This is a genomic window from Lysinibacillus odysseyi 34hs-1 = NBRC 100172 (assembly GCF_001591965.1).
Classification (GTDB): domain Bacteria; phylum Bacillota; class Bacilli; order Bacillales_A; family Planococcaceae; genus Lysinibacillus_B; species Lysinibacillus_B odysseyi.
The window spans coordinates 25,542-47,770 of sequence record NZ_BCVX01000005.1 but is presented as its reverse complement, the minus strand read 5'-3'; the positions used below and the strand labels follow the sequence as shown (position 1 = coordinate 47,770).

At 42.6% G+C, this 22,229-nt stretch carries 20 protein-coding genes, 1 tRNA gene and 1 other annotated feature; of the genes, 14 read left to right on the top strand and 7 right to left on the bottom strand.

Annotation, left to right across the window (positions count from 1 at the left end):
* Positions 1–91 precede the first annotated feature (91 nt).
* The 4 genes from BOD01S_RS09435 (at position 92) to BOD01S_RS09420 (ending at position 5,250) form a co-directional block, all read left to right on the top strand.
* Positions 92–2,347 carry a S9 family peptidase gene (locus BOD01S_RS09435; RefSeq protein WP_036154612.1) on the top strand — a complete coding sequence of 752 codons (2,256 nt, stop codon included), beginning with the start codon at positions 92–94 and terminating at the stop codon, positions 2,345–2,347.
* A gap of 284 nt (positions 2,348–2,631) precedes the next feature.
* Positions 2,632–3,669: a dipeptidase gene (locus BOD01S_RS09430; protein ID WP_036154614.1), complete on the top strand. Its 1,038-nt coding sequence runs from the start codon at positions 2,632–2,634 to the stop codon at positions 3,667–3,669.
* Positions 3,641–4,867 (top strand): DUF819 family protein, encoded by a 1,227-nt coding sequence (locus tag BOD01S_RS09425; RefSeq protein ID WP_036154616.1) that lies wholly within the window; start codon positions 3,641–3,643, stop codon positions 4,865–4,867. The genes BOD01S_RS09430 and BOD01S_RS09425 overlap by 29 nt, the downstream gene beginning before the upstream one ends.
* Positions 4,868–5,019: 152 nt before the next feature.
* A complete protein-coding gene (locus tag BOD01S_RS09420) occupies positions 5,020–5,250 on the top strand; it encodes a hypothetical protein (protein ID WP_036154619.1) in 231 nt (76 codons plus the stop codon).
* Between the two features lie 75 nt (positions 5,251–5,325).
* On the opposite strand, the gene BOD01S_RS09415 is transcribed toward BOD01S_RS09420, so the two are convergent.
* The 4 genes from BOD01S_RS09415 to proC all read right to left on the bottom strand — a co-directional run bounded on the left by BOD01S_RS09415 (position 5,326) and on the right by proC (position 9,601).
* On the bottom strand, positions 5,326–6,429 hold the full coding sequence (locus tag BOD01S_RS09415; RefSeq protein WP_036154620.1) for a hypothetical protein: 1,104 nt from the start codon (positions 6,427–6,429) through the stop codon (positions 5,326–5,328).
* Positions 6,430–6,496: 67 nt separating this feature from the next.
* The gene (locus tag BOD01S_RS09410; RefSeq protein ID WP_233153133.1) at positions 6,497–7,432 is read right to left on the bottom strand and encodes a transglutaminase domain-containing protein; all 936 of its coding nucleotides are present in this window, start codon (positions 7,430–7,432) and stop codon (positions 6,497–6,499) included.
* Between the two features lie 98 nt (positions 7,433–7,530).
* Positions 7,531–8,541, bottom strand: a complete 1,011-nt coding sequence (gene namA / locus BOD01S_RS09405) for an NADPH dehydrogenase NamA (protein WP_036154623.1) — start codon at positions 8,539–8,541, stop codon at positions 7,531–7,533.
* 253 nt (positions 8,542–8,794) lie between these two features.
* Positions 8,795–9,601: a pyrroline-5-carboxylate reductase gene (gene proC / locus BOD01S_RS09400; protein ID WP_036154625.1), complete on the bottom strand. Its 807-nt coding sequence runs from the start codon at positions 9,599–9,601 to the stop codon at positions 8,795–8,797.
* A gap of 112 nt (positions 9,602–9,713) precedes the next feature.
* Positions 9,714–9,921, bottom strand: a binding site (T-box leader).
* A 128-nt stretch (positions 9,922–10,049) separates the two neighbouring features.
* Between proC and BOD01S_RS09395 the strand changes: the two genes are divergently transcribed.
* Complete coding sequence (locus tag BOD01S_RS09395) at positions 10,050–10,991, top strand: MBL fold metallo-hydrolase (protein ID WP_036154627.1); 942 nt, start codon at positions 10,050–10,052, stop codon at positions 10,989–10,991.
* Positions 10,992–11,000: 9 nt separating this feature from the next.
* A complete protein-coding gene (locus BOD01S_RS09390; protein ID WP_036154629.1) occupies positions 11,001–11,876 on the top strand; it encodes a GNAT family N-acetyltransferase in 876 nt (291 codons plus the stop codon).
* Between the two features lie 177 nt (positions 11,877–12,053).
* Here the strand turns inward: BOD01S_RS09390 and BOD01S_RS09385 are convergent, their stop codons facing one another.
* On the bottom strand, positions 12,054–13,166 hold the full coding sequence (locus tag BOD01S_RS09385) for a branched-chain amino acid aminotransferase (protein WP_052124839.1): 1,113 nt from the start codon (positions 13,164–13,166) through the stop codon (positions 12,054–12,056).
* Positions 13,167–13,594: 428 nt separating this feature from the next.
* Here BOD01S_RS09385 and BOD01S_RS09380 point away from each other — a divergent pair, with 428 nt between their 5' ends.
* From BOD01S_RS09380 to BOD01S_RS09350, 7 genes are all read left to right on the top strand, one after another.
* Positions 13,595–14,578 (top strand): LacI family DNA-binding transcriptional regulator, encoded by a 984-nt coding sequence (locus tag BOD01S_RS09380; RefSeq protein ID WP_088321746.1) that lies wholly within the window; start codon positions 13,595–13,597, stop codon positions 14,576–14,578.
* Positions 14,575–15,456 (top strand): ribokinase, encoded by an 882-nt coding sequence (gene rbsK, locus BOD01S_RS09375; protein ID WP_036154634.1) that lies wholly within the window; start codon positions 14,575–14,577, stop codon positions 15,454–15,456. Before BOD01S_RS09380 ends, rbsK begins: the two co-directional genes overlap by 4 nt.
* Complete coding sequence (rbsD, locus tag BOD01S_RS09370; RefSeq protein WP_036154636.1) at positions 15,453–15,842, top strand: D-ribose pyranase; 390 nt, start codon at positions 15,453–15,455, stop codon at positions 15,840–15,842. Before rbsK ends, rbsD begins: the two co-directional genes overlap by 4 nt.
* 18 nt (positions 15,843–15,860) lie before the next feature.
* On the top strand, positions 15,861–17,363 hold the full coding sequence (locus BOD01S_RS09365; protein WP_036154638.1) for a sugar ABC transporter ATP-binding protein: 1,503 nt from the start codon (positions 15,861–15,863) through the stop codon (positions 17,361–17,363).
* Positions 17,344–18,285: a ribose ABC transporter permease gene (rbsC, locus tag BOD01S_RS09360; RefSeq protein ID WP_036154640.1), complete on the top strand. Its 942-nt coding sequence runs from the start codon at positions 17,344–17,346 to the stop codon at positions 18,283–18,285. The genes BOD01S_RS09365 and rbsC overlap by 20 nt, the downstream gene beginning before the upstream one ends.
* An 11-nt stretch (positions 18,286–18,296) precedes the next feature.
* Positions 18,297–19,226: a D-ribose ABC transporter substrate-binding protein gene (locus BOD01S_RS09355; protein ID WP_036154641.1), complete on the top strand. Its 930-nt coding sequence runs from the start codon at positions 18,297–18,299 to the stop codon at positions 19,224–19,226.
* A 91-nt stretch (positions 19,227–19,317) separates the two neighbouring features.
* Positions 19,318–19,620, top strand: coding sequence for a DUF3784 domain-containing protein (locus BOD01S_RS09350; protein ID WP_036154643.1), 303 nt, complete (start codon positions 19,318–19,320; stop codon positions 19,618–19,620).
* A gap of 253 nt (positions 19,621–19,873) precedes the next feature.
* Here the strand turns inward: BOD01S_RS09350 and BOD01S_RS09345 are convergent.
* Together BOD01S_RS09345 and hmpA are read right to left on the bottom strand one after the other, a co-directional pair.
* Positions 19,874–19,945 (bottom strand) — tRNA-Ala (locus tag BOD01S_RS09345).
* Positions 19,946–20,170: 225 nt separating this feature from the next.
* A complete protein-coding gene (gene hmpA / locus BOD01S_RS09340) occupies positions 20,171–21,307 on the bottom strand; it encodes an NO-inducible flavohemoprotein (RefSeq protein ID WP_036154648.1) in 1,137 nt (378 codons plus the stop codon).
* 183 nt (positions 21,308–21,490) lie between these two features.
* On the opposite strand from hmpA, the gene BOD01S_RS09335 reads away from it, so the two are divergent.
* Positions 21,491–21,931 (top strand): RrF2 family transcriptional regulator, encoded by a 441-nt coding sequence (locus tag BOD01S_RS09335; RefSeq protein WP_036154751.1) that lies wholly within the window; start codon positions 21,491–21,493, stop codon positions 21,929–21,931.
* Positions 21,932–22,229: the final 298 nt, after the last annotated feature.

Here is a 22,229-nt window from a genome sequence, read left to right as displayed (position 1 = left end):
TTATGTAAAAATATTGAATATTTTATATAGTTTATACTAAATGATGTAAATTTACAGTATGCTAGAAAGAGAGAAGAAAGGAGAGAGAAAAATGAAGAAAAAATGGTTACCATTCGTTTTTTCTGCTGCACTTTTAGCAATGCCGATGTCTGCCTTTGCAAATGAATCGGCGCCAGCTGTAGTGGAAACGAAACAATCACGTGTGACAGTCGCCGCCTTTTTAGAGCAGGCTGTTACAGAGCTTACGTATCAGCATGGCTCGGATTATATGAGAGAGGAAGTTCTGGAAAAGTGGCTGGGCGGCTACAATTTTGAGGATGAAACTGCACCGGTTTCACAAGGAGAAGCCGCGCTGATTCTTATAAAAGCACTTGGTCTTGAGCAAGGGGAACAAACACCGGCTGATTATAAAAAATCAGCAGCTCAACTTGGATTCTTTGAGGGCGTGTCAAGCATAGCACCAATCACAGAAACGGAAATGCAGAAGCTTTTCGCGAATGTGGAAAAGTATCAAAATAAAGCTATTGATGATAAAGGGGTACCTGAAATCTCGGTTGAAGATTTCATGAAAAATCCAGGAGATGTTGGTTATCAGTTATCACCGGACGGCAACTATATTTCCTATGCTTCCGCATGGGAAAATCGATTGAATGTCTTTGTGAAAGCTATGGGGAATGAGAGTGCGCCAACACGTGTAACAAGCACGAAAGACAGAGATATTGCAGGATTCTTCTGGAAGGATGACAGCATCCTTTACTTGAAGGATAACGGAGGAGACGAGAACTACCATATCTATTCTTCTTCTTTTAATGGTGCGGAAGAAAAGGATCTGACACCGTATGAGGGAGTAGCGGTGCTTCCGCTCGATAACCTGAAAAATGTGAAGGATGAAATTCTTGTTACGATGAACAAGGAAGATGCCACGGTTTTCGATGTGTATAAGTTAAACATTAAAACAGGAGAAACACATCTTGTTGCGAAAAACCCAGGCTCTATCCAAAGCTGGATTTCCGACAGTAACGGTGAAATTCGAATGGCTGTTGAATCAGACGGCTATGAAGGAAATGTGCTATATCGCGAAACGGAAAAAGATGAGTTCAAGCCGTTTATTACAATCGAAGCGGGTGATACGGTATCACCGATTGCCTTCTCCCAGGACAATCAGTTTATTTATGCTTTGTCTGACAAGGGACGGGATAAAATTCAACTAGTAAAATACGATTTAGACGGTAAAGAAGAAGTTATTTTATCGAATCCAAACGTTGATATTTCCAACGCTTTGTACAGTTCTTCAAAAGATAAACTTTTGTACAGCGCGTATATTACGGATAAAGTACATTATGAGTTTTTTGACGATGAGTTTGAAGCAGTCTTTAACAAGATGAAGGACAAGCTCGGTGTGGATGAAAGCGAATTAGGCATTAATGATTATAATAAGGAAATGACAAAGTTCATCGTGAGTGTAGGAAGCGATACAGTGTTCGGTAAATACTACTATTATGATTCCGAAACAGATACGGTGACACAATTGGCAGAGTTAAGCCCATGGCTGGACGAGGCCAATATGGCGCAAATGCATTCTATTTCTTATAAGAGTAGAGATGGCTTGACGATTCATGGCTATTTGACACTTCCAAAAAATAAAAAAGCAGAAAACCTGCCGATGGTCGTCATCCCGCATGGCGGTCCATGGGCACGTGATGTGTGGGGCTTCAATCCAGAAGTACAGCTATTGGCAAACCGCGGCTATGCGGTTTTACAAATGAACTTCAGATCCTCCACGGGCTATGGAAAAGAGTTTGTGGATGCGGGGAACAAACAATGGGGTCTGAAAATTCAGGATGATATTACGGACGGCGTGCAATGGGCAATCGACCAGGGCATTGCAAATCCTGAAAAAATCGGGATTTACGGTGCATCGTTCGGCGGCTATGCAACACTTGCCGGTATTACATTTACACCTGATTTATATGCAGCAGCGGTGGATTATGTAGGTGTATCCAATATCTTTACGTTGCTGGACACAGTTCCGCCTTACTGGGAAACAATGCTGAATATGTTCCATGTAAGAGTTGGCCATCCGGAAAAGGACAAGGAGCTGCTGAAATCTGTATCGCCGGTATTCCATGCTGATAAAATCAAAACACCTTTATTTGTTGCTCAAGGTGCAAATGACCCGCGTGTTAATAAACAAGAATCAGACCAGATTGTTGAAGCACTGAAAAAACGTGGGGTTGACGTAGAATATATGGTAAAAGAAAATGAAGGACATGGCTTTATGAATGAGGAAAATAAAATTGAGTTTTATAATGCCATGACGGAGTTTCTTGATAAACACTTAAAATAATAAGCTACGGAAAAAGCGGTCGAGGAAACTTGACCGCTTTTTTGCGTGTAAGCTGCGCCTTATATGTTGGGTAAATGCGCCTAAGTAGGATACAGTTGTTTACTTTTCTACACTGCTCGAGATAAATTTTTATGAATTGACTGCCGTTTGTCCGATAGATAAATGACGAAAGAAGGAGCTTTCTCAAAACACTATAAGTATATAAAACTGAAAATTCAGTTTTGTGTTGTGTGCAATTATCGAATAAATTACAATGAAAGATAACGTTGATCAGGAGGGGTATTGTGAAAGTTTTTGATTTGCATTCCGACTTATTTACAGACATTGCTTGGAGAAAAAGACGCGGTGAAAAGAATATTTTTGATAGAATTCATTACCCGATGCTGAAAAAAGGAGGAGTCACAGCGGTACTATGTGTATTTTGGGTGGAGCCGGCATTCCGCAACCTGCCATATGAGAGGTTCAAAGAATTATATACCTATGTAATAGAAGATTTACATGAATCAAAACATGCTTATATTCATGATCCCTTATTTCCACAAGATAATCTACCCAGCCATGAGCAGATTCATATCTATTTAGGACTTGAAGGTCTTGCTTTCATGGAGGGATGGGAAGGGGAGACGACGCTGTCAAAAATAGAAAATGCCTTCCAATCACTCACTGAAAGTAAAATAACTCACGCGATATTTGCATGGAATGAACGGAACTTTTTGGCGACGGGAACAGGAATCAGCCGTCCGCAAAAGAATGAAGGGCTCACTGATTACGGCAGAGTGGCTGTTCAGCAAGCAAATCATCAAAACTGGCTGCTTGATGTTTCCCATCTTGATGAAGCAAGCTTCTGGGACATGTATAATGTCAGTGTTCATCCTGTCATGGCCTCTCATAGCAACGCCAAGTCGCTGTGTGACCATGAACGGAATTTAAATGATCAGCAAATAAAAGCCATTGCCCAAAGAGGGGGAATTATCGGTTTGAATGCGTATGGGGGATTTGTCAGCCGGGAGAAACCGGACATTGACCGATTCATTGACCATGCTGTCTACATAGCTGATCTCGTCGGGACAGAGCATCTGGCGTTTGGATTTGATTTTTTAGATTACCTGGAACCACATAAAATAGGAACAGGAACAACGGTATATACGGAAGGTTTAGAAGATGTATCAAAAGTACCTTCTCTCCTTGAGAAAATGAGTAAAAGGGGTTTTACCGCGGCAGAATTAGAGGCAATCAGCTTCCATAATGCCGAACGTTTTATAAAAATTCATGCAGGCAATAGGGGGAATAATAGTGAGCCAGACACTTATCCAGGCAGATGACACAATCACATTATGGGGGATACTGATTGTATGGGCATCGGTTAGTATCTATTTAGAGCAGCGATACAGCTGGGCCTCCAAAATATCGGGCGCCATTATCGCTCTTATTGGAGCTATCTTTCTATCAAACACAGGCATCATTCCGACAGAGTCGCCGGTTTACGATTCCGTATGGGGAGTCATTGTCCCTCTAGCCATTCCGCTCCTTCTTTTCCATGTGAATATCAAAAAAATATGGAAAGAGAGCGGCAAGCTGCTTCTCATCTTTTTGTTAAGCTCTGTCGGCACAGTAGCTGGGACCATCATCAGCTTCTTTTTACTAAAAGACCATATTCCGTATCTTGATAAAATCGGGGCGATGATGAGTGCGTCTTACATCGGTGGAGGCGTAAATTTTGCGGCAATGGCGGCTAAATTTGAAGCGCCAGGGGAATTGGTTTCTGCTACAGTGGTAGCCGATAATTTAATGATGGCCATTTATTTTATCATCCTGATGATCATCCCGACCCTTGCTTTTTTCAGGAAACGATACAGTATCCCGCATGTACTGGAAGTAGAAAGCGGCAGTAATAACGAGAGCGGAAAAACCTTGGCAGAAAGCTTTTGGAAGAGGAAGGACATTTCCCTGAAGGACATCGCCCTTTCTGTTGGTACCGCCTTTTTGCTCGTTATTATTTCATTTAAAATAGCGGGATTCTTCGATACCCTTGTTCCTTCTGGAGAAGATGCTTCTATTTTGTTTAATTTGCTGAATGGTCTTGTCGGAGATAAATATCTTGTGCTTACAACGATGACCTTTATAGTTCTCGGACTGTTCCCGCGATATTTTGATAATATTAACGGCAGCCAGGAAATAGGTACATACTTAATTTATATCTTCTTTGTAGTAATCGGGATTCCAGCATCTATTCCTCTTATCATTAAAAATGCGCCCTTGCTGCTGTTGTTTGTATTCATTATCGTACTTATCAATATGATTGTTTCGTTACTAGCCGGAAAGCTGCTGAAGGCAAATCTTGAAGACATCCTTCTAGCCAGCAATGCTAATATCGGTGGTCCGACAACAGCCGCTGCGCTCGCTATTGCGAAAGGCTGGAAAGATCTGATCGGTCCTATATTGGTGGTGGGAACAATCGGATATATCATTGGAAATTACGTCGGCACATTATTAGGATTCTGGTTTTCGACTATGGTATAAGTAAACCCTCATGGATATCCGCAGAGGAGGATATTCTTCTACTGCTGCACGATAACAGGAGAGATTTAAGCGGTTTTTTCTTACTCTATTATGGGATGTCTGTAGAAAAATGCTCTTGCGCGAGTTATAATAGGTCAAAGGGGAGTGGGAATATGAATCAACCAAAAATGAATCCAGCTGTTCTGCGGCTGCTTGTTATTTTTCCAAATGTATTAAGCTATATTTTGCTGTTTGGTGTCATTGTCTACGTTTTAACAAATTATAGTGCGCTGCAGGCGGCAGGGGCATTGACGTTTTGGATTGGGCTGCCGATTTTATTGGCGCCGATGGCAATGTATACTACCTATTCAATCGTAAAGCGTATTAAGGCAGGGGTACTTTAATAGCGGTATAAATAGGAATAGACCTATAAAAGCAGAGACGCCCGGGAAACTGAAGCTTTCCAGGCGGCTCTGCTTTTATTGATAAATATATTCGTAAAAGAGGTAAGCGAGATAATCTTCTGTTACCTCTTTATACGCTGCGTAGAAGTGATTTGTCTGATCGCTTTTCGATACTCCCGCTATTTCATCTGCATACTTCTCGCGTTCAATCTCCCATTTTGCATGATTTTCCCGGAGGACAGCAATTTCCTTTGCATCTAATGTGTCCTCAATTTCAGCGAGCATTCCCATCATAGAATGGTCCAGTAGCTCTTTTGTTTTTTGATTGCGCTCGTCATCTGTAAGAGAAGCATCAAAATCGATATCAATGACCTGCTCGATCGGCTTGATAATATACGTATTGTATATCTTTCGCTGATGATCTGATAGTTTCCCCTCATCAATTTCTGTGAGTCGATATGCAAATAGGTGGCCGTATTTTACCCGCACCTCTTCCGTAGCCGCTGCATCTGTCTCTGACTCCTCATCCATCGCGCCCCTTACGACTCCCATCAGGAAATAGCCTGTTTTTTTGCTGATGACGAATTGTATACGCGGATCCTCTTGATCGTGGAAGATATAGGCGTCCTCGATTCTTGTGGAAACAGCATCGAATGGACCTTCCTTGAGGAATACCGCTTCATATCCGTGTTCTGCTAAAAAGGTTTCCGCCTCCTCCTTTGAAAGGGAGAGAGCTTTGTCCTCCTTTTGATAGTCACTCATGATAAACCGGTCATGTTGTTTAATAAAACGTACTGTTTGCTTCACAGCAGGCCCTTCCTCCGTACTTGCAGGAATAATATGCTCGATTTCAAAGGAGTCAGGTTTATTTTCCGTTACATGCACGCCGAATGTATGAACTGGCAGTTGAGGAAATTCGGGTTCCTGTGTTTTTTGAAAAGCCTTGTTAAACATTTCATCTGTCATGAAAGTTACGAGGCGTTCACGTTTTTCCTCTATTGGCGCCTCGGCTCCGATATCTTCGTATGCCATCCAAACTTCCTTTATGACATCCATTGCAATTTCTTCTGCTTTGTCAATGGAAATTGTGCCTTCACCAGCAGATGTTTTCTTCTTCGTTTCCTCCGCTCCACAAGCCGAAAGGGCGAGCAGGCAGAAGAAGAGCAGCCACTTTTTCATTATCAAACCTCCAATCGTTTGTTAGCTTAACTTAAAACACGCTTGCTATAAAGAAATGAATCAATTGTTAAATTGATGAGGCGGCGGGATACTTCGTTTGGTCCCATACATGGGTGAAGCCCATTTCAAAATCGGTTTTCATGAAGAAACGCGTTGGCTCTCCGTCATCATTAAAAGTAGGGTCAACATGACGCCATATATCGTCGATTTTCACTAAATTCCATGCATGCAAGACATCGTCATCTCCTGTTCCAGCAATATCACCGACTACATATAGTGATTCAATGCCGACTGCTTCCAGCATCATATGGAGTGCCATTGCATAAGCTTGGCATACACCTTCTCCATTTATAAAAAAACCATAAGGTGAGTGGTCTGTGAGAACGGTTTCTCCCTCCTTATATATCATATGGTCAAGGATGTATTGATGAATCCTTTCCAGTTTATCGATGTCGTTTTTTTCCTCCAGCTGAAGGGATTGAAGAATTTCCTCTATCTTAGGCTGAATAGCCGCCATTTCAATAGCATTCACCGTAAATAAATTTTCAAAAGACAGGTAAGTGGCATCCTTTATATTTTCATAGGTGAAGTCTGTCAATAGCAGAGTACCGGCAATCATACTGTTCTCATGGATAATATCGTAAAGAATGGTATCAATTTGCTCGATGGGCGCTTCTACTTCCGGTATCTTGATAAGAAACCGTTTATCAAAATCATGGAGCTGCTTAGTAAGAAGCGCCTTTAATTCTTTGATTGTATAGACTTCAAACATTTCACCGTATACTTTTCGAATGTAGTTTTCATCTTTCATTCGTTCGGAAAACGTACCCTTGTCCATTGAATAGTCAGGGATTCCCTCCGCAAAAGAGACATATTCAATCACATAGGAAGCCTTTTTTTCAACAGCCGGAGTGTTTTCTATCTGATTGGAATTCACCTGCTGATCCATTGATTCTTTGCTGCAGGCTGCTAATGTGAATAGAATCATAACTGCGAATATCATATATTTCAAAAAGATTCCCCCTTGGTAGGGATTTTATCAAAAAAAGAGAGAATATCCAAATTATTGGATATTCTCCCTTGTAGAAGGAATATGCAATTTTACCAGCCGCGTTTATACGTAGGGTTCGGTAGATCAACTTCTGTGCCGAGCTCCTTGGCCGCATGGTAAGGGAAATACGGATCGCGAAGCAGCTCGCGTCCAAGGAAAATAAGATCTGCCTGCTCCTTCTGAAGTACCTCTTCTGCCTCAGATGCTGTTGTAATAAGACCGACAGCACCTGTAGGAATACCGGCAGTGCGGACTGTTTCAGAGAACGGTACTTGGTAGAGTGGTTTTACATCGATATGTGCTGGGACAACGCCGCCTGAGGAAACGTCAATAAGATCTACATCCTGTGACTTCATCCATGCTGCATATTGAATATAGTCTTCCGGTGTGTTGCCGCCTTCTGTATATTCATGTGCGGAAATACGGACGAATAGGGGGCCATCCCAAATAGCACGGATCCCGTCAATGATTTCACGAAGAATACGATATCTGTTTTCAGGACTGCCGCCATATTCATCTTCGCGGTTGTTTGTCAGCGGCGATAAAAATTCATTAATCAGGTAACCGTGTGCTGCATGAATTTCCAGTACATCAAAACCGACATTGATTGCACGCTGCGCACTAGCTACAAATGCTTCTACGATTTCTTTGATCTGTTCCTTTGTCAGTTCAAGCGGCATTTCATACTGCTCGTTGAACCGGATAGAAGAAGGAGCATAAATCGGCCCTTCCACTGTTGCTTTACGTCCTGCATGACCAAGCTGAATTCCTGCTTTACTGTCATAAGCGTGGATTTGGTCGACAATTTGCTTTAAGCCTTCCAGCTGTTCATCACGCCAAATGCCCAAATCATTTTCGGAAATACGTCCCTCCGGCAGCACGGCTGTCGCTTCCAGAATGACAAGGCCAACCTGCCCCATAGCGCGGGAAGCGTAGTGGACAACATGAAACGGCTGGGCAAATCCAAATTCATTTGCACTGTACATGCACATCGGTGACATGACAATACGGTTTTTCAGTTCAATATTGCGTAGTTTGTATGGTTCGAATAGTTTTACCATAAAGAACCCCTCCTTAAATCAATTCCGCTCCGGCGTAAGGGCTTCCGGATGTGGCTTTACGCTTGATCCTATCACATAGGTAAGCCATTGCTGGACATTACAGCGAGTCTAGACTGGGATTCCCTTTTCAAATTGCATGCCCTGGCGAAGGCTTATATTTCTTTTACCAGGCCATTTTTACACCCGTCAAAAAGTAACTTCACCCTCCAGTCACCCATTACAAATAGAACCAGTAAATTTTTGCTGAAGGAAATCAAACCCCTTTTGCCAGTTCGCGGGAGCGCTGTTCTGCACTTTTAATACAGGCACTGATCGTTTCATTAAAATGGTGAGCCTCCAAGGCACGTATGCCGGCTTCTGTTGTACCGCCTGGACTTGTTACTTTGCGGCGAAGAGCATTCGGCTCCTCATCAATGGACTGCAGCATTGAAGCAGAGCCTGCCAATGTCTGAATCATTAACTGCCGTACTACTTCTTTAGGCAGACCGATTTCTGTACCGACTTTTTCAAATGCTTCAATTAAATAATAAATATAAGCAGGTCCACTACCGGACAGGGCAGTGACGGCATGCAGTTTATCCTCTTCTACTTCCACAACAAGACCAATAGCAGACAGCATCTGTAAATATAATTTCTTTTGCTGCGCAGACACACGCGTATTGAAGGCAATCCCGCTTGCGCTCATGCCAATTGTAGCAGAAGTGTTCGGCATGACGCGCGCAATTGGCCTTGCATAGAGGCCCTTTTCAATTGTTTTAATAGAAATACCGGCAAGAACCGATAAAATGGCTGTATGGTCACCGATATACGGTGCAATACTTTGCATGGCAGCAACAGCATCCTTCGGTTTTACGGCCAAAATGAGCAGGTCTGCATCCTCTATGTCAGCCAGCTTCTCCAGCACCTGTACCCCATATGTGTCTTTTAAATACATTAGACGAGTATAGTCGGAACGGTTGGTTACATAAATCTTGTTTGCCTGTACGCATTCTTTTTTGACCCATCCGCCAATCATTGCCTCCGCCATCGATCCGGCTCCAATAAATACGATTTTCTTCATGAAAATGCCTCCTTTATCTATAGGCTCTGCTTATATAGATGGCTAACTGGAAGATCATTTATTCCCGGTAGCCTAAGAAATCTTGACAATAAAAAAGCGCTCCCGTCCTTATAATAAGGACGAAAACGCCTGTTTCCGCGGTACCACCTTTGTTCACATTCCGTGCAACTTTACCCCTTATAACGCCGGGTTCGCGGTCATGTTGTCATGACAGCTCGGAAGTAGGTTCAATTATTGAAGCGGGTGATGTCACTTTCAGCAAACGCGACACTCTCTTTTGCACCATTCGATAATTTACTTGGCTTCGTCAAAGCTTTTATTTTGAATTATGAGAAAATTATATAAATGTAATGACGAAGTGTCAACCTAAAGCGTGACGAATAACAGAAAAAGAGGTAAAATGTGTGAATAGCCATTCATTTTTTAACATAATAAAGGGGATGTTGTAATGCAGCTACATAAAATAATCTTGCCAACACCATATGCGGTAGGGGATGTGAATGCGTTTTTATTGAAAGGAGATGCATTGACATTGTTTGATGCCGGCCCGAAAACGCAGGAAGCCTATGAAGCACTACAGTGGGGAATCCGTTCGGCAGGATATGATATGAAGGACGTGGAGCAGGTTGTCCTGACGCACCACCATCCCGATCATGCAGGCTGGGTGGATGCATTTCCTGAGGCTGAAATATTGGGCCACCAGTATGTAGATCATTGGATGCGCCAGGAACCTGATTTTCTGGAATATAGAAATAACTTCTATGTAGGGGAGCTTATAAAGCAGGGCGTACCACAAGGGTATATTGATCGTACCGTAGAAGTACGCGGAGAGCTTGAGCTGTTCGGCACACGTCCATTGACAGGTTTTCTTGCCGAAGGAGATGAAGTACCGGGCCATCCGGGGCTGTTTGTTTATGAAACACCCGGCCATGCACAAAGCCATCTTATTTTCCTTGAGGATGCTACACGTGAATGTATCGGCGGGGATTTATTATTGGAACGTGTTTCTTCCAATCCGCTCGTTGAACCGCCTGTTTCCCTTAACGGAGAACGGCCTCGTTCACTTTTACAATATAATACTTCCTTGAAGAAACTGCGGGATCTACATGTTTCAAAGCTTTATACAGGTCATGGCGGTGAAGTATTGAATGCAAGTGTGCTCGTAGAAGAGCGATTAGCTAAACAGCATGCCCGTGCGCAGAAAGTACGGGAAATGATTACAGAGCCAAAGACTGTATTTGAAGTGACAAAGGAGCTATTTGCGAAAATTTATCAAGCGCAGCTTGGACTGACGCTTTCCGAGACATTAGGACAGCTTGATTATTTAGTAGATGAGGGACTTGCTGTTGTGTCGGAAGATAACGGAGTAAATATTTATGAGAAGGTATAGGAAAAGATTATGGAAATAGTAAGCGGGGAAGCCCTGCGCCATGATCTGAGGTTGGTAGAAAGCTTTTATACACTGGCAGAAGATACATTCGGCCTGCAGTTTAAGGAATGGGCGGATGCGGGATTTTGGACATCCTCTTACCGCTGTTTTGCAGCTGTAGATAAGGGAAAAGTTGCGGCGAATGTCTCGGGCAGCTCGGTTACGCTAGTCATTGACGGAAAAGATATACATGCGGTCCAAATTGGGACGGTGAGGACACATCCTGACTACCGAGGGCGCGGGTTGTCCAGGAAGCTGATGCTTTCTCTGCTGGATTATTATAATAATGTGGATTTATTTTATTTATTTGCAAATGAGACTGTACTCGATTTTTATCCGAAGTTTGGTTTTGAAGAACGGTCCCAGGCATCCTATACGCTTGATGCGAGTCATTTGCCGATCAATACAATAACTCTGCGAAAGCTATCTATGGATAACCTTTCTGATCAGGCACTTCTATATCGCCTGGCAAAAAACAGAGCACCGATCAGTGACAGGCTGGCTGTCACGAAAAGCGAGCATTTAGTGATGTTCCATGCGCTTTATCAATTTGCTGATTATATTTATTATCATGATATGCTTGATGCAGCATTCCTGTATAAAATTGATGCCGGTGTTTTGACAATGATAGATATTATCTCACCGCAAAAACTGAATTTACTGGAGGCCATCAGCTGCTGTATGGACCGCTCAATCAAAGAGGTACAGCTATGCTTTACTCCGGATGAGCTTGGGGTGCCATGTAAAAAAACTATTGTAAAAGATGACGGAGCGCTGTTCGTATGGAGCCAATCGGGCATCGATTATCCCGATAATGTGTTGTATCCTTTTACATCGATTGCGTAGTGATGCATCTCTTCTAAACGGTTTAGGGTGATGGGCTAACGCCTTGCATTTCGTGAAGCGTGAGGGGAGCAGAAGGGAAAGTCTAATAATTTAGGTCATAACAATGCACATTGCTAAGAGAAGATAGTAGCAATGTGCATTTTTTATTGAAAGTTAAGAAAGCAACTTACTATGTGACTAAAAAGTCGTGATTTCCTCGATCTTTTCATCTGCCGGGGACTCCAGCGTAAGTGTCCAGCCGAATGGATCTTCCAGTGTACCTGTTTGAATCCCTGTTAATGTATCATAAAGCTTTTGTGTAAGAGGCCCGACCTCACCGTTATTAACAATGATTTTTTGTTCTTCCCATAAAAATTCGCCGATCGGGGAAATGACGGCAGCTGTTCCAGTACCGAATGCTTCTTGTAGTTTGCCTGCTTTATGAGCCTCTACAAGCTCATCTATGGAGATACGCCGCTCTTCTGTTGGAATTCCTTCCATGCCTAGCACTTGCAAAATAGAATCACGCGTTATACCGGGTAAAATACTGCCGTTTAAGGCCGGCGTAACAACTGTATTATCTATGACGAAGAAGATGTTCATGCTTCCAACTTCTTCAATATACTTCTGTTCTTTCCCATCCAGCCATAACGTTTGGGAATAGCCTGAAGCTGCAGCCTCCTGCTGGGCCTTTAAAGAGCTTGCATAGTTCCCGCCTGTTTTTGCTTCCCCTGTACCGCCTTTAACAGCCCGTACATATTCTTTTTCTACTAAAATCTTTACCGGATTTATTCCTTCTTTGTAATAGGAACCTACCGGCGACATGATAATGATAAATTGGTAATTTTTCGATGGAGCAACGCCTAAATATTGCTCTGTCGCGATAATAAATGGACGGATATATAAAGAAGTTCCTGGTGCTTCGGGAACCCATTCACGATCTAGGGAGACAAGCTGTTTTAGCCCTTCTAGCGCAAGCTCTTCATCGATAGGTGGAATACTCATACGGGCACTAGATTTATTGAGCCGGCTTAGATTTTTCTCCGGTCTGAAAAGTACTACATCTTTTGCTGGTGTTTTATATGCTTTCAGCCCTTCAAAGACTGTCTGACCGTAGTGGAATACCATCGATGACGGCTCCAGCGTAATCGGTTGATACGGGATGATGCGAGGATCATGCCAGCCCTGGCCTTCTGTGTAGTCCAAAACAAACATATGGTCTGTAAAAACACGGCCAAATTCCAATGTATCCGGCTCCGGCTTTTCTTTGCGTACTAGTGTCAGCTGCTGGCGTATTTCAAATTTCGTCATAATTCTCCCCCTTAAAATTAATGTACTAGTATAGTATACAATAAACTCACTATTCGCAATTGTTTAACTTTTAATCTATTAGATAAAAAGTTATTTATAAGCTGTATTTTCAGTATTCTTTCATCATATTTTTTATTTTTGAAGAAAGGATTGTCAAAAAACAACATAGCACGATAACGCTTAAAATGCCATCAACGGATCTAACACGTTATGAAAGCATAATCTACTTTTTGAGGCATATTAATAAGCTATTTTTAAAAATATAACTGAATAATGTCATACTATAAAATCAAATATATCTTATTATGTATCATTTTTCTATTGACAGAGAGATAAATGATGCATTATATTGTGTGTAATCGGTTACACAACCATCTTATTTTTTTCTTCCGTGTGTAATCGGTTACACATGGATGGAGGATGGTCTATTGGCAACGATAAAGGATGTAGCGAAACACGCTGGCGTCTCTGTAGCAACCGTGTCACGCTATTTAAATAAAAAAGGCTATGTGAGTGAAGAAGCGAAAAATAAGATTGAAGTATCAATCAAGCAGCTTGACTACCGGCCAAATGATATCGCCAGGTCATTAAGTACAAAGCGGATGCAAACAATTGGTCTGATTGTACCGGATATTACAAACCCATTCTTTCCGGAAATCGCCCGGGCCATTGAAGATACAGCCCTTTTGGAAGGCTATACAGTCGTATTATGCAACTCTGATGAACAGGTGCATAAGGAGCGGCATTATATAGAAACTTTGAAACAAAAATACGTTGCAGGCTTTATTATCGCCACTAATCAATTGGAAAGAGAGTACTATACCGGGCTGAATGTGCCGCTTGTACTGTTAGACCGGATAACGGACAGTCAAATCCCTTCCGTTTCTTCCCGGAACAAAAACGGTGCAGCACTTGGCACGGAATACCTGCTTTCATGCGGTGTAAAGGAAATTGCCTGCATCAGTGGTCCCCAGGATGTTGTACCGGCTTTTGAACGGACACAGGGCTTTTTGAAAGCAGTAGAAGGATTAGATATAAAAACCCATATAGTTGAAAGCCAATTCCACTTTAAGGAAGCGGAGAAAGCAGCGTTTGAATTACTATCGGCCCATCCGGGAATTGATGGGATTTTTGCAGGCAGTGATATCATTGCGATCGGTGTTCAAAGGGCTGTTCACCGGCTTGGACTTTCTGTGCCGAATGATATACAGATCGTCGGGTATGACGGTATTTCGTTAGGTGAAATGGTTACGCCAAGCTTAACGACGGTCGATCAAAATATTTATCAGCTTGGTGAAACGGCGGTAAAGATGCTGCTGAACATTATTAAAGGAAAAAGTGTCGATAATGAACACGTAATAATAGACCCAAGCTTGATTGTACGTGATTCAACAAAGGAGAAATCAAAATGATTACAGTAATTGGCAGTATTAATATGGATATCGTCTGCCAGACGGATGTGTTCCCAAAACAGGGGGAAACAGTGCTCGGCAATCTTTTTGAAACAGTTCCCGGAGGCAAGGGAGCCAACCAGGCAGTAGCTGCTACACGTCTTGGCAGCAAGGTGAAAATGGTTGGGGCAGTCGGCCAGGATAGTTTCGGCCCGGCACTCATTGAAATATTAACAAACGAAAATATGGATGTTTCCTCTGTCCAGGTGGCGCCGACCAGCACGGGCATTGCCAATATTTTATTATTCGAACAGGATAACCGGATCATCGTTGTACCTGGAGCGAATACCTATGTAACACCTCAGCTTGTAGATAAGAATGAACAGGCGATAAAAACATCGAACCTGGTCGTCATGCAGCTGGAGATTCCGGTAGAAACAATAGAGCATACATTGAAGCTATGTAAAAAGCACGGTGTACCTGTTCTGTTGAACCCTGCACCTGCACGTAATTTTAAGCCGGAATGGATGGAAGATATCACCTATCTGACACCGAATGAAACAGAATGTGAGCTTATTTTTCATGAGCAGATCGAAACTTCCCTGCAAGCCTATCCAAATAAACTGATTGTGACGCTTGGAGATGAGGGAGCCATGTATCATGATGGTGAAAAAATTGTGAAAGTAGCAGGTTTCCGAACGACTGCTGTTGATACAACCGGTGCGGGAGATACATTTAATGGTGCATTCGCCCATAAAATCTGCGAGGGGGCAGAGGTAAAAGAAGCTGTTCAATTTGCTAACGCTGCTGCTTCCCTTTCAGTAGAAAAATTCGGAGCACAAGGCGGTATGCCGGCAAGTGAGCCGGCTGAAGAAAGAATGAGGGAGGCGCAATCGTGAAAAAGCAGGGCATATTGAACCGTGAGCTGGCAGGTATTTTTGCCAAACTCGGCCATACAGATCAAATCGTTATTGCGGATTGCGGACTGCCGATTCCAGATGGTGTGGCATGTATCGATCTTTCCTACAAACTGGGGGAACCGCCGTTTTTAACAATATTGGAAACAGTGCTGGAAGACTTAGTAGTGGAAAAGGGAATTGCCGCTGAGGAAATCGGACCGAACAATCCTGTAATTTATAAAAAACTAACAAGACATTTACCGGATATTGAAATGGTCAGCCATGAACAATTTAAGGAGCTGACGGCCAATGCAAAGGTCATTATCCGGACAGGTGAGACAACGCCATATGCCAATGTCATCCTGCAAAGCGGTGTCATTTTTTAAAAGAGGAGGTGGACAACTATGATCGAAATGTCTGGTATTTCAAAAGCATTCAGTGGAAATGTCGTATTGGATAATGTCGAGTTTGAACTGAGCGACGGGGAAATTCATGCCCTTATGGGAGAAAACGGCGCAGGGAAATCAACGCTGATGAAAATTTTGAGCGGCATCTATGAAAAGGATGCGGGTGTAGTGAAGGTAGACGGCAAACAGGTGGAGTTCAAGACAACGAAAGATTCAGAAGAAATGGGCATCGCCGTAATCCATCAGGAGCTGAATATTTTGCCTGACTTGACAGTAGCGGAAAATCTCTTTTTAGGAAAAGAAAAAACATATGGTCTTTTCGGTATTCTGCGTAAAAAGGAAATGCAGGAGGAGGCAAAGGCGCTCCTTGCCAAACTCGGACTGGATATTGACCCTCGTACGCGTGCAGGGGATTTATCAGTCGGCAAGCAGCAGATCATAGAAATTGCCAAGGCGATTGCCTGCAATGCGAAGTACATCATTATGGATGAACCGACTGCTGCTTTGACAGACCGGGAAATTGAAACGCTGTTTAAGACGGTACGAGAGCTGAAGGCAAAAGGGATTTCATTTGTGTATATTTCCCACCGGATGGAGGAAATCTTTGCAATTTGTGACCGCATCACAATTTTACGAGACGGAACATACGTAGGTGTCCGTGAAATACCGAAAACAACATTTGATGAAATTGTCGCCATGATGGTAGGACGCGAGCTCGGCGAACGCTTCCCCTCACGCAAGGCAGTAATCGGTGAGGTCAAGCTGCAGGTAAATAACCTTTCCTCTAAAAATGCGTTTGAAAATGTCTCGTTTATGGTGCGGAAAGGGGAAATCCTCGGAGTTGCGGGTCTTATGGGGGCAGGGCGTACGGAAGTAGCCCAGGCATTGTTTGGCTACCGTAAAACGACAGCTGGTGAAATTCACATTGATGGGAAGCCGGTAAAAATCAATTCGCCCATTGATGCAATGAAACATAAAATCGGCTTTGTAACCGAAGACCGAAAAACGGAAGGGCTCGTTTTAGACTTCTCGGTTAAGGAAAACATCATGCTCGCCAATTTGGAAAAGGGCGCAAAATCAGGGGTGATCATTCCGAAGCTGGAGAATGATTTAGTCGCCAGCTATATCGAGCAGCTGCGTATCCGCACATCCAGTGCAGAGCAATCCGCAAAATCTCTGAGCGGGGGGAACCAGCAGAAGGTTGTCATCGCCAAGTGGCTCGGAACACATCCAGAGATTCTTATTTTGGATGAGCCGACACGCGGAGTGGATATCGGTGCTAAAAAAGAAATATATCAGATTATGAATAATCTAGCTGAGTCGGGTGTTTCCATCCTGATGATTTCCTCTGAATTACCGGAGATTATCGGCATGGCAGATCGCGTGATGGTGATGCATGAAGGAAGAATGACAGGCATGCTGGCCAAAAACGATATGACCCAGGAGAAGATTATGCATTATGCAACAGGAGGCGACAAAGTTGTCCAAACAGGAAACTAAAGAACTTATAACGAAGCTTGGGCCACTCATTGGTTTATTTTTATTAGTAATTGTCATTACACTGCTGAATCCGAGCTTCTTATCAGTAAATAATTTATTAAATGTACTTCGTCAAGTATCCATCAGCGCCTTAATTGCATTTGGAATGACGTTTGTTATCCTCACAGGAGGTATTGATTTATCAGTTGGTTCCACACTAGCATTAACGGGGGCCGTTGCCGCAAGCTTATTGGCTGGTGGAACTGATCCTATTATCGCTATGGGCTTAGCGCTTCTTTTAGGGCTTGTGCTCGGCGCAGTAAACGGTGTCATTATTACAAAAGGAAAGGTCGCACCGTTTATCGCGACATTGGCGACAATGACGATTTACCGCGGTCTGACACTTGTGTATACAGAAGGCCGTCCGGTTTCAGGGTTAGGAGACAGCCTAGCGTTCCAAATGTTTGGGAAAGGCTATTTCTTTGGGATTCCAGTACCGGTCATCACGATGGTTGTCACATTCGCGATTCTTTATTTCATCTTGCAAAAGACAACATTTGGACGCCGGGTTTATGCGGTCGGTGGCAATGAAGAGGCTGCCAAGTTATCAGGGATCAGCCCGGACCGGGTGAAAATTGCTGTCTATGCCATTACGGGCTTCCTTGCGGCAATGTCAGCGCTTATTTTAACATCACGTTTAAATTCTGCCCAGCCGACAGCAGGTGAATCCTATGAGCTGGATGCCATTGCAGCAGTAGTGCTTGGCGGGACAAGCTTGACAGGCGGTAAAGGCTGGATTTTCGGCACATTAGTCGGTGCGCTTATTATTGGTGTGTTGAATAACGGGATGAACTTAATCGGGGTTTCTTCATTCTTCCAACAAGTTGTGAAGGGTGTCGTAATACTACTAGCGGTTTTAATTGACCGTAAAAAAACAGCATAGGAGTGTACAATATGAAAAAGTGGACGAATCTTTTAATTGCCGTAGTTGCCGCAATCGTATTAGCAGCATGTTCAATGGATTCAGGAACTTCTTCTGACGAAGATAAGAAAGATTCAGGCTCAGACAAAAAATCCGATGTGAAAATTGGATTTTCTGTATCTACATTAAACAACCCATTCTTTGTATCATTAAGTGATGCAGCAGAAGCAAAAGCAAAAGAAGCAGGCGCGTCTATTACAGTAGTAGATGCACAGGATGATGCATCCAAACAAGCGTCTGACGTAGAAGACTTAATCCAGCAAGGCGTAGATTTAATCATCATCAATCCGGTCGATTCAGCATCTGTTGTCACAGCTGTAGAATCAGCGAATAATGCCAATATCCCCGTTATTACAGTAGACCGTTCATCTGAAGGCGGTGAAGTAGTAACACATATCGCTTCTGATAATGTAGCAGGCGGACGTCTTGCAGGGGAACACCTGCTATCACTAGTAGATGAAGGTTCAAAAATTGCTATGCTGGAAGGTGTTGCCGGTTCATCAGCAGCACGTGATCGCGGCCAAGGCTTTAAAGAAGCAGTGAAAGGTAAATTAGATATTGTAGCAAGTCAAACAGCTAACTTCAACCGTTCTGAAGGTTTGACGGTTATGGAGAATATCATGCAGGCAAATCCTGATGTCGTAGCAGTATTTGCACAAAATGATGAAATGGCATTAGGTGCATTAGAGGCTATTTCTTCATTTGACAAAAACATTATCGTAATCGGCTTTGATGCGACAGAAGATGCTGTAGCGAAAGTAAAAGCCGGCAAAATGGCGGCAACAGTAGCACAGCAGCCAGAATTAATCGGTGAAAAAGCGATAGAAGCAGCAATTGATCACTTAAATGGTAAAACGTTAGAAGCAAACATTCCAGTAGAGCTTGAGTTAGTTACAAAATAATTGTATGAATACCCGACAGGAAAAGTCGGGTATTTTCTTTTTAGTTAAAGTGTAGTAAACTCATCGGTATTAAGGGTGAAGGAGGAAGGAGATGGGTTCGACTGGCGTTTCTGTCATTGTAATCATTTTATCATTTGCCGGGCTTGGTATATTGTTTCGTTCAGGGAAGGGGTTAGGGTTACTTGGAATAGAGAATGAGGAGAAGAAACATAAAGCAGCAGTAGGGAAGTTTGCCGGTAATCTAATGTTTGCGTTGAGCGGCGCCGCATGTATGTGGCTGCTGTATTTACTAACAGATCTGAAGTGGGCATTGTATGCTGGAAGCGGCTTGTTTCTTTGTTTGACAGTTTTGAGTATGGTTTATAAGCCGGTGAGAACAAATTCACCGGAGTGAGATTTTAAAAGGTTATCTATTATGGGGTGAAAAATGTCTTTGTGTAGAGGATTTCGTCTATTAGATGGGGATTGTCTATAATGAAAGGCATTTTGTCTATTATAGAGAGAGAATTGTCTATTAATGAAAAGATTTTGTCTATCAACTTCGGTAAATTGTCTATTATGAAGAGGAAATTGTCTATTAATTTCACCATCACAGAAATGAAACACACAAAAAAGCGGCATTTCTGCCGCTTTTTTTGATTTATATATGGAGCATACCGGATTCGAACCGGTGACCCCTTCGCTGCCAGCGAAGTATTCTCCCACTGAACTAATGCCCCTAATCAGACAAACAAATTATAGCATATTCTACTACCTCTTGGCAATATCACTTCAATATTAGTCTGAAGCCCTTTTTTGATAAGTAAGCCGATGAAACTGATGCCTATTCATGACAGCCCGGGTCAAATTTCTTTTTATAAAACTATAAAAAAATGAAGACAAAGTTACAAATGACTTTGTCTTCACTCTATACAGGATTTCCGAAAACAGGGGAACCGTGCTTCTTACATAGCTAATGCTGGTCCGAAGAATTCGTAGTGAATGCGGTCATCAGCAACGCCTAAATCTTTTAGTTGCCCGATGATTGCCTGCATGAATGGAGCAGGGCCGCAAATATAAACGTCAGAGCCTGTTGTCAGCATGCTTTCAATCTGTTCTTTTGTTACATAGCCGTCTGTATCTGAATAGATCGCCTTATAGTTATTAGCATTTGCCTGGATTTGTTCTGTGAAGGCTGCAACACGTTCATTACGTGCACATTGAATGAACGATGTGTTGCGTCCACCAGCCGCCTGCAGCATACGGTATAGCGGAGTTACACCGACACCGCCCGCGATAAACAGTACATCGTTTGAGCCTTCTTGCAATGTAAATAGGCCTGCTGGTGCTGATACTTCGATTTCTGTACCGATTTCAGCATCACTGTGAAGGTACGTAGATACACGTCCGTTTGGTGTGTTATCGTCTTCGCGTTTCACAGAAATTCGGTATTCGTTGTTTTCTGTTACATCCGTTACTGTGTACTGGCGGTTCATCAAGTATTCCTCGCCTGGGATAGAAAGGCGGATAGAAATATATTGCCCAGGTGCAACTTCGGGAAGTTTCTCGCCGTCTACTGGGGATAGGTAGAAGCTTGTAACGATATCGCTTTCTTGCTCTTTGCGCGCAATTTTGAACGGCTTGAACATGCGCCAGCCGCCAGCAGCTTCTGTTTGTTGGTATAAATCTTCTTCAACTGAAATGAAGATGTCCGCAATGACACCATAAGCCTGTGCCCATGCATCAATAATTTCAGGTGTTGCCGCGTCACCAAGTACTTCTTTAATAGCACCTAGTAAATGTTCACCGACAATTGGATAATGCTCAGGCAGAATGCCAAGGCTGCGGTGCTTGTGAGCGATCAGCATAACGGCTGGTACGATTGCCTCTAGATTGTCGATATGTACAGCCGCTGCGTATACAGTGTTTGCTAATGCATTTGCTTGACGACCTCTGCGTTGGTTTGTGTGGTTGAAGATATTTAGTAATTCTGGATGTGCTTCAAACATGTTTTTGTAAAATGTCTTAGTAATTTCCTGTCCATGTACCTCTAAAACCGGTACCGTTGATTTAATAATGTCAATTGTTTGTTGTTGTAACATAATGTCACGTCCTTTCACCACAAACTATACGCCCATGAAAAATGTAAAGCAATATGAAAAATACATCTTTAACAAAACAGACACAAAACATATATAAAAAATACATCTTTTAGTTTCAGGCAAATTTTCACCGCCCTTCAGAGCTTTGATGGTATACTCATGAAGAGAAAGTTGGTGGGAAATGTGCGCTTGACAGTATATACAGATTACTCATTGCGTGTGCTGATGTATTTGGGCGTACGAGGTCCAGGTCATTTGGCAACGATTCAGGAAATTGCAGACACGTATCAAATTTCAAAAAATCATTTAATGAAAGTCACATATGATTTAGGAAAGCATGGCTATATTGAAACAATCCGAGGCAGGGGCGGGGGAATCCGTCTGGCGATGGAGCCGGAGGACATTGTCATTGGACAGGTCGTCCGTAAAACGGAAGAGGATTTTCATCTTGTGGAATGCTTCAATCCAGAGAATAATTTATGCCGAATATCACCTGAATGCCGTCTGAAAAATGCTCTATATGAAGCGCTGCAGGCATATTTAAAAGTGCTCGATAGTTATACACTTGCAGATGTCCTTGTTTCAAAGGATACATTGTTTCAGCTGTTTGGGTTTGAGAAATGATTCAGGCGGCTGGAACCTTTTTACTGAACGATTATATGAAATAACAAGCGTCTTTCCCGATTCATGAGGAGGACGCTTGTTTTTTTGATAAGGTTCTCTTTCATCACATTCTTTCTAATTAACATTGTATACATACATTTCCTGTGGAAAGTCGCTTATACTCAATAAAAGAAACAAATGCACCAATGTTGTTGATAAAATTACATTATAGTAATTATATGGAATACTAATATGGTAATATATAATGTAGGAAAAGTAATTGAGCTAATTTAATAAAAGAAAATATTACAAAAAAGGT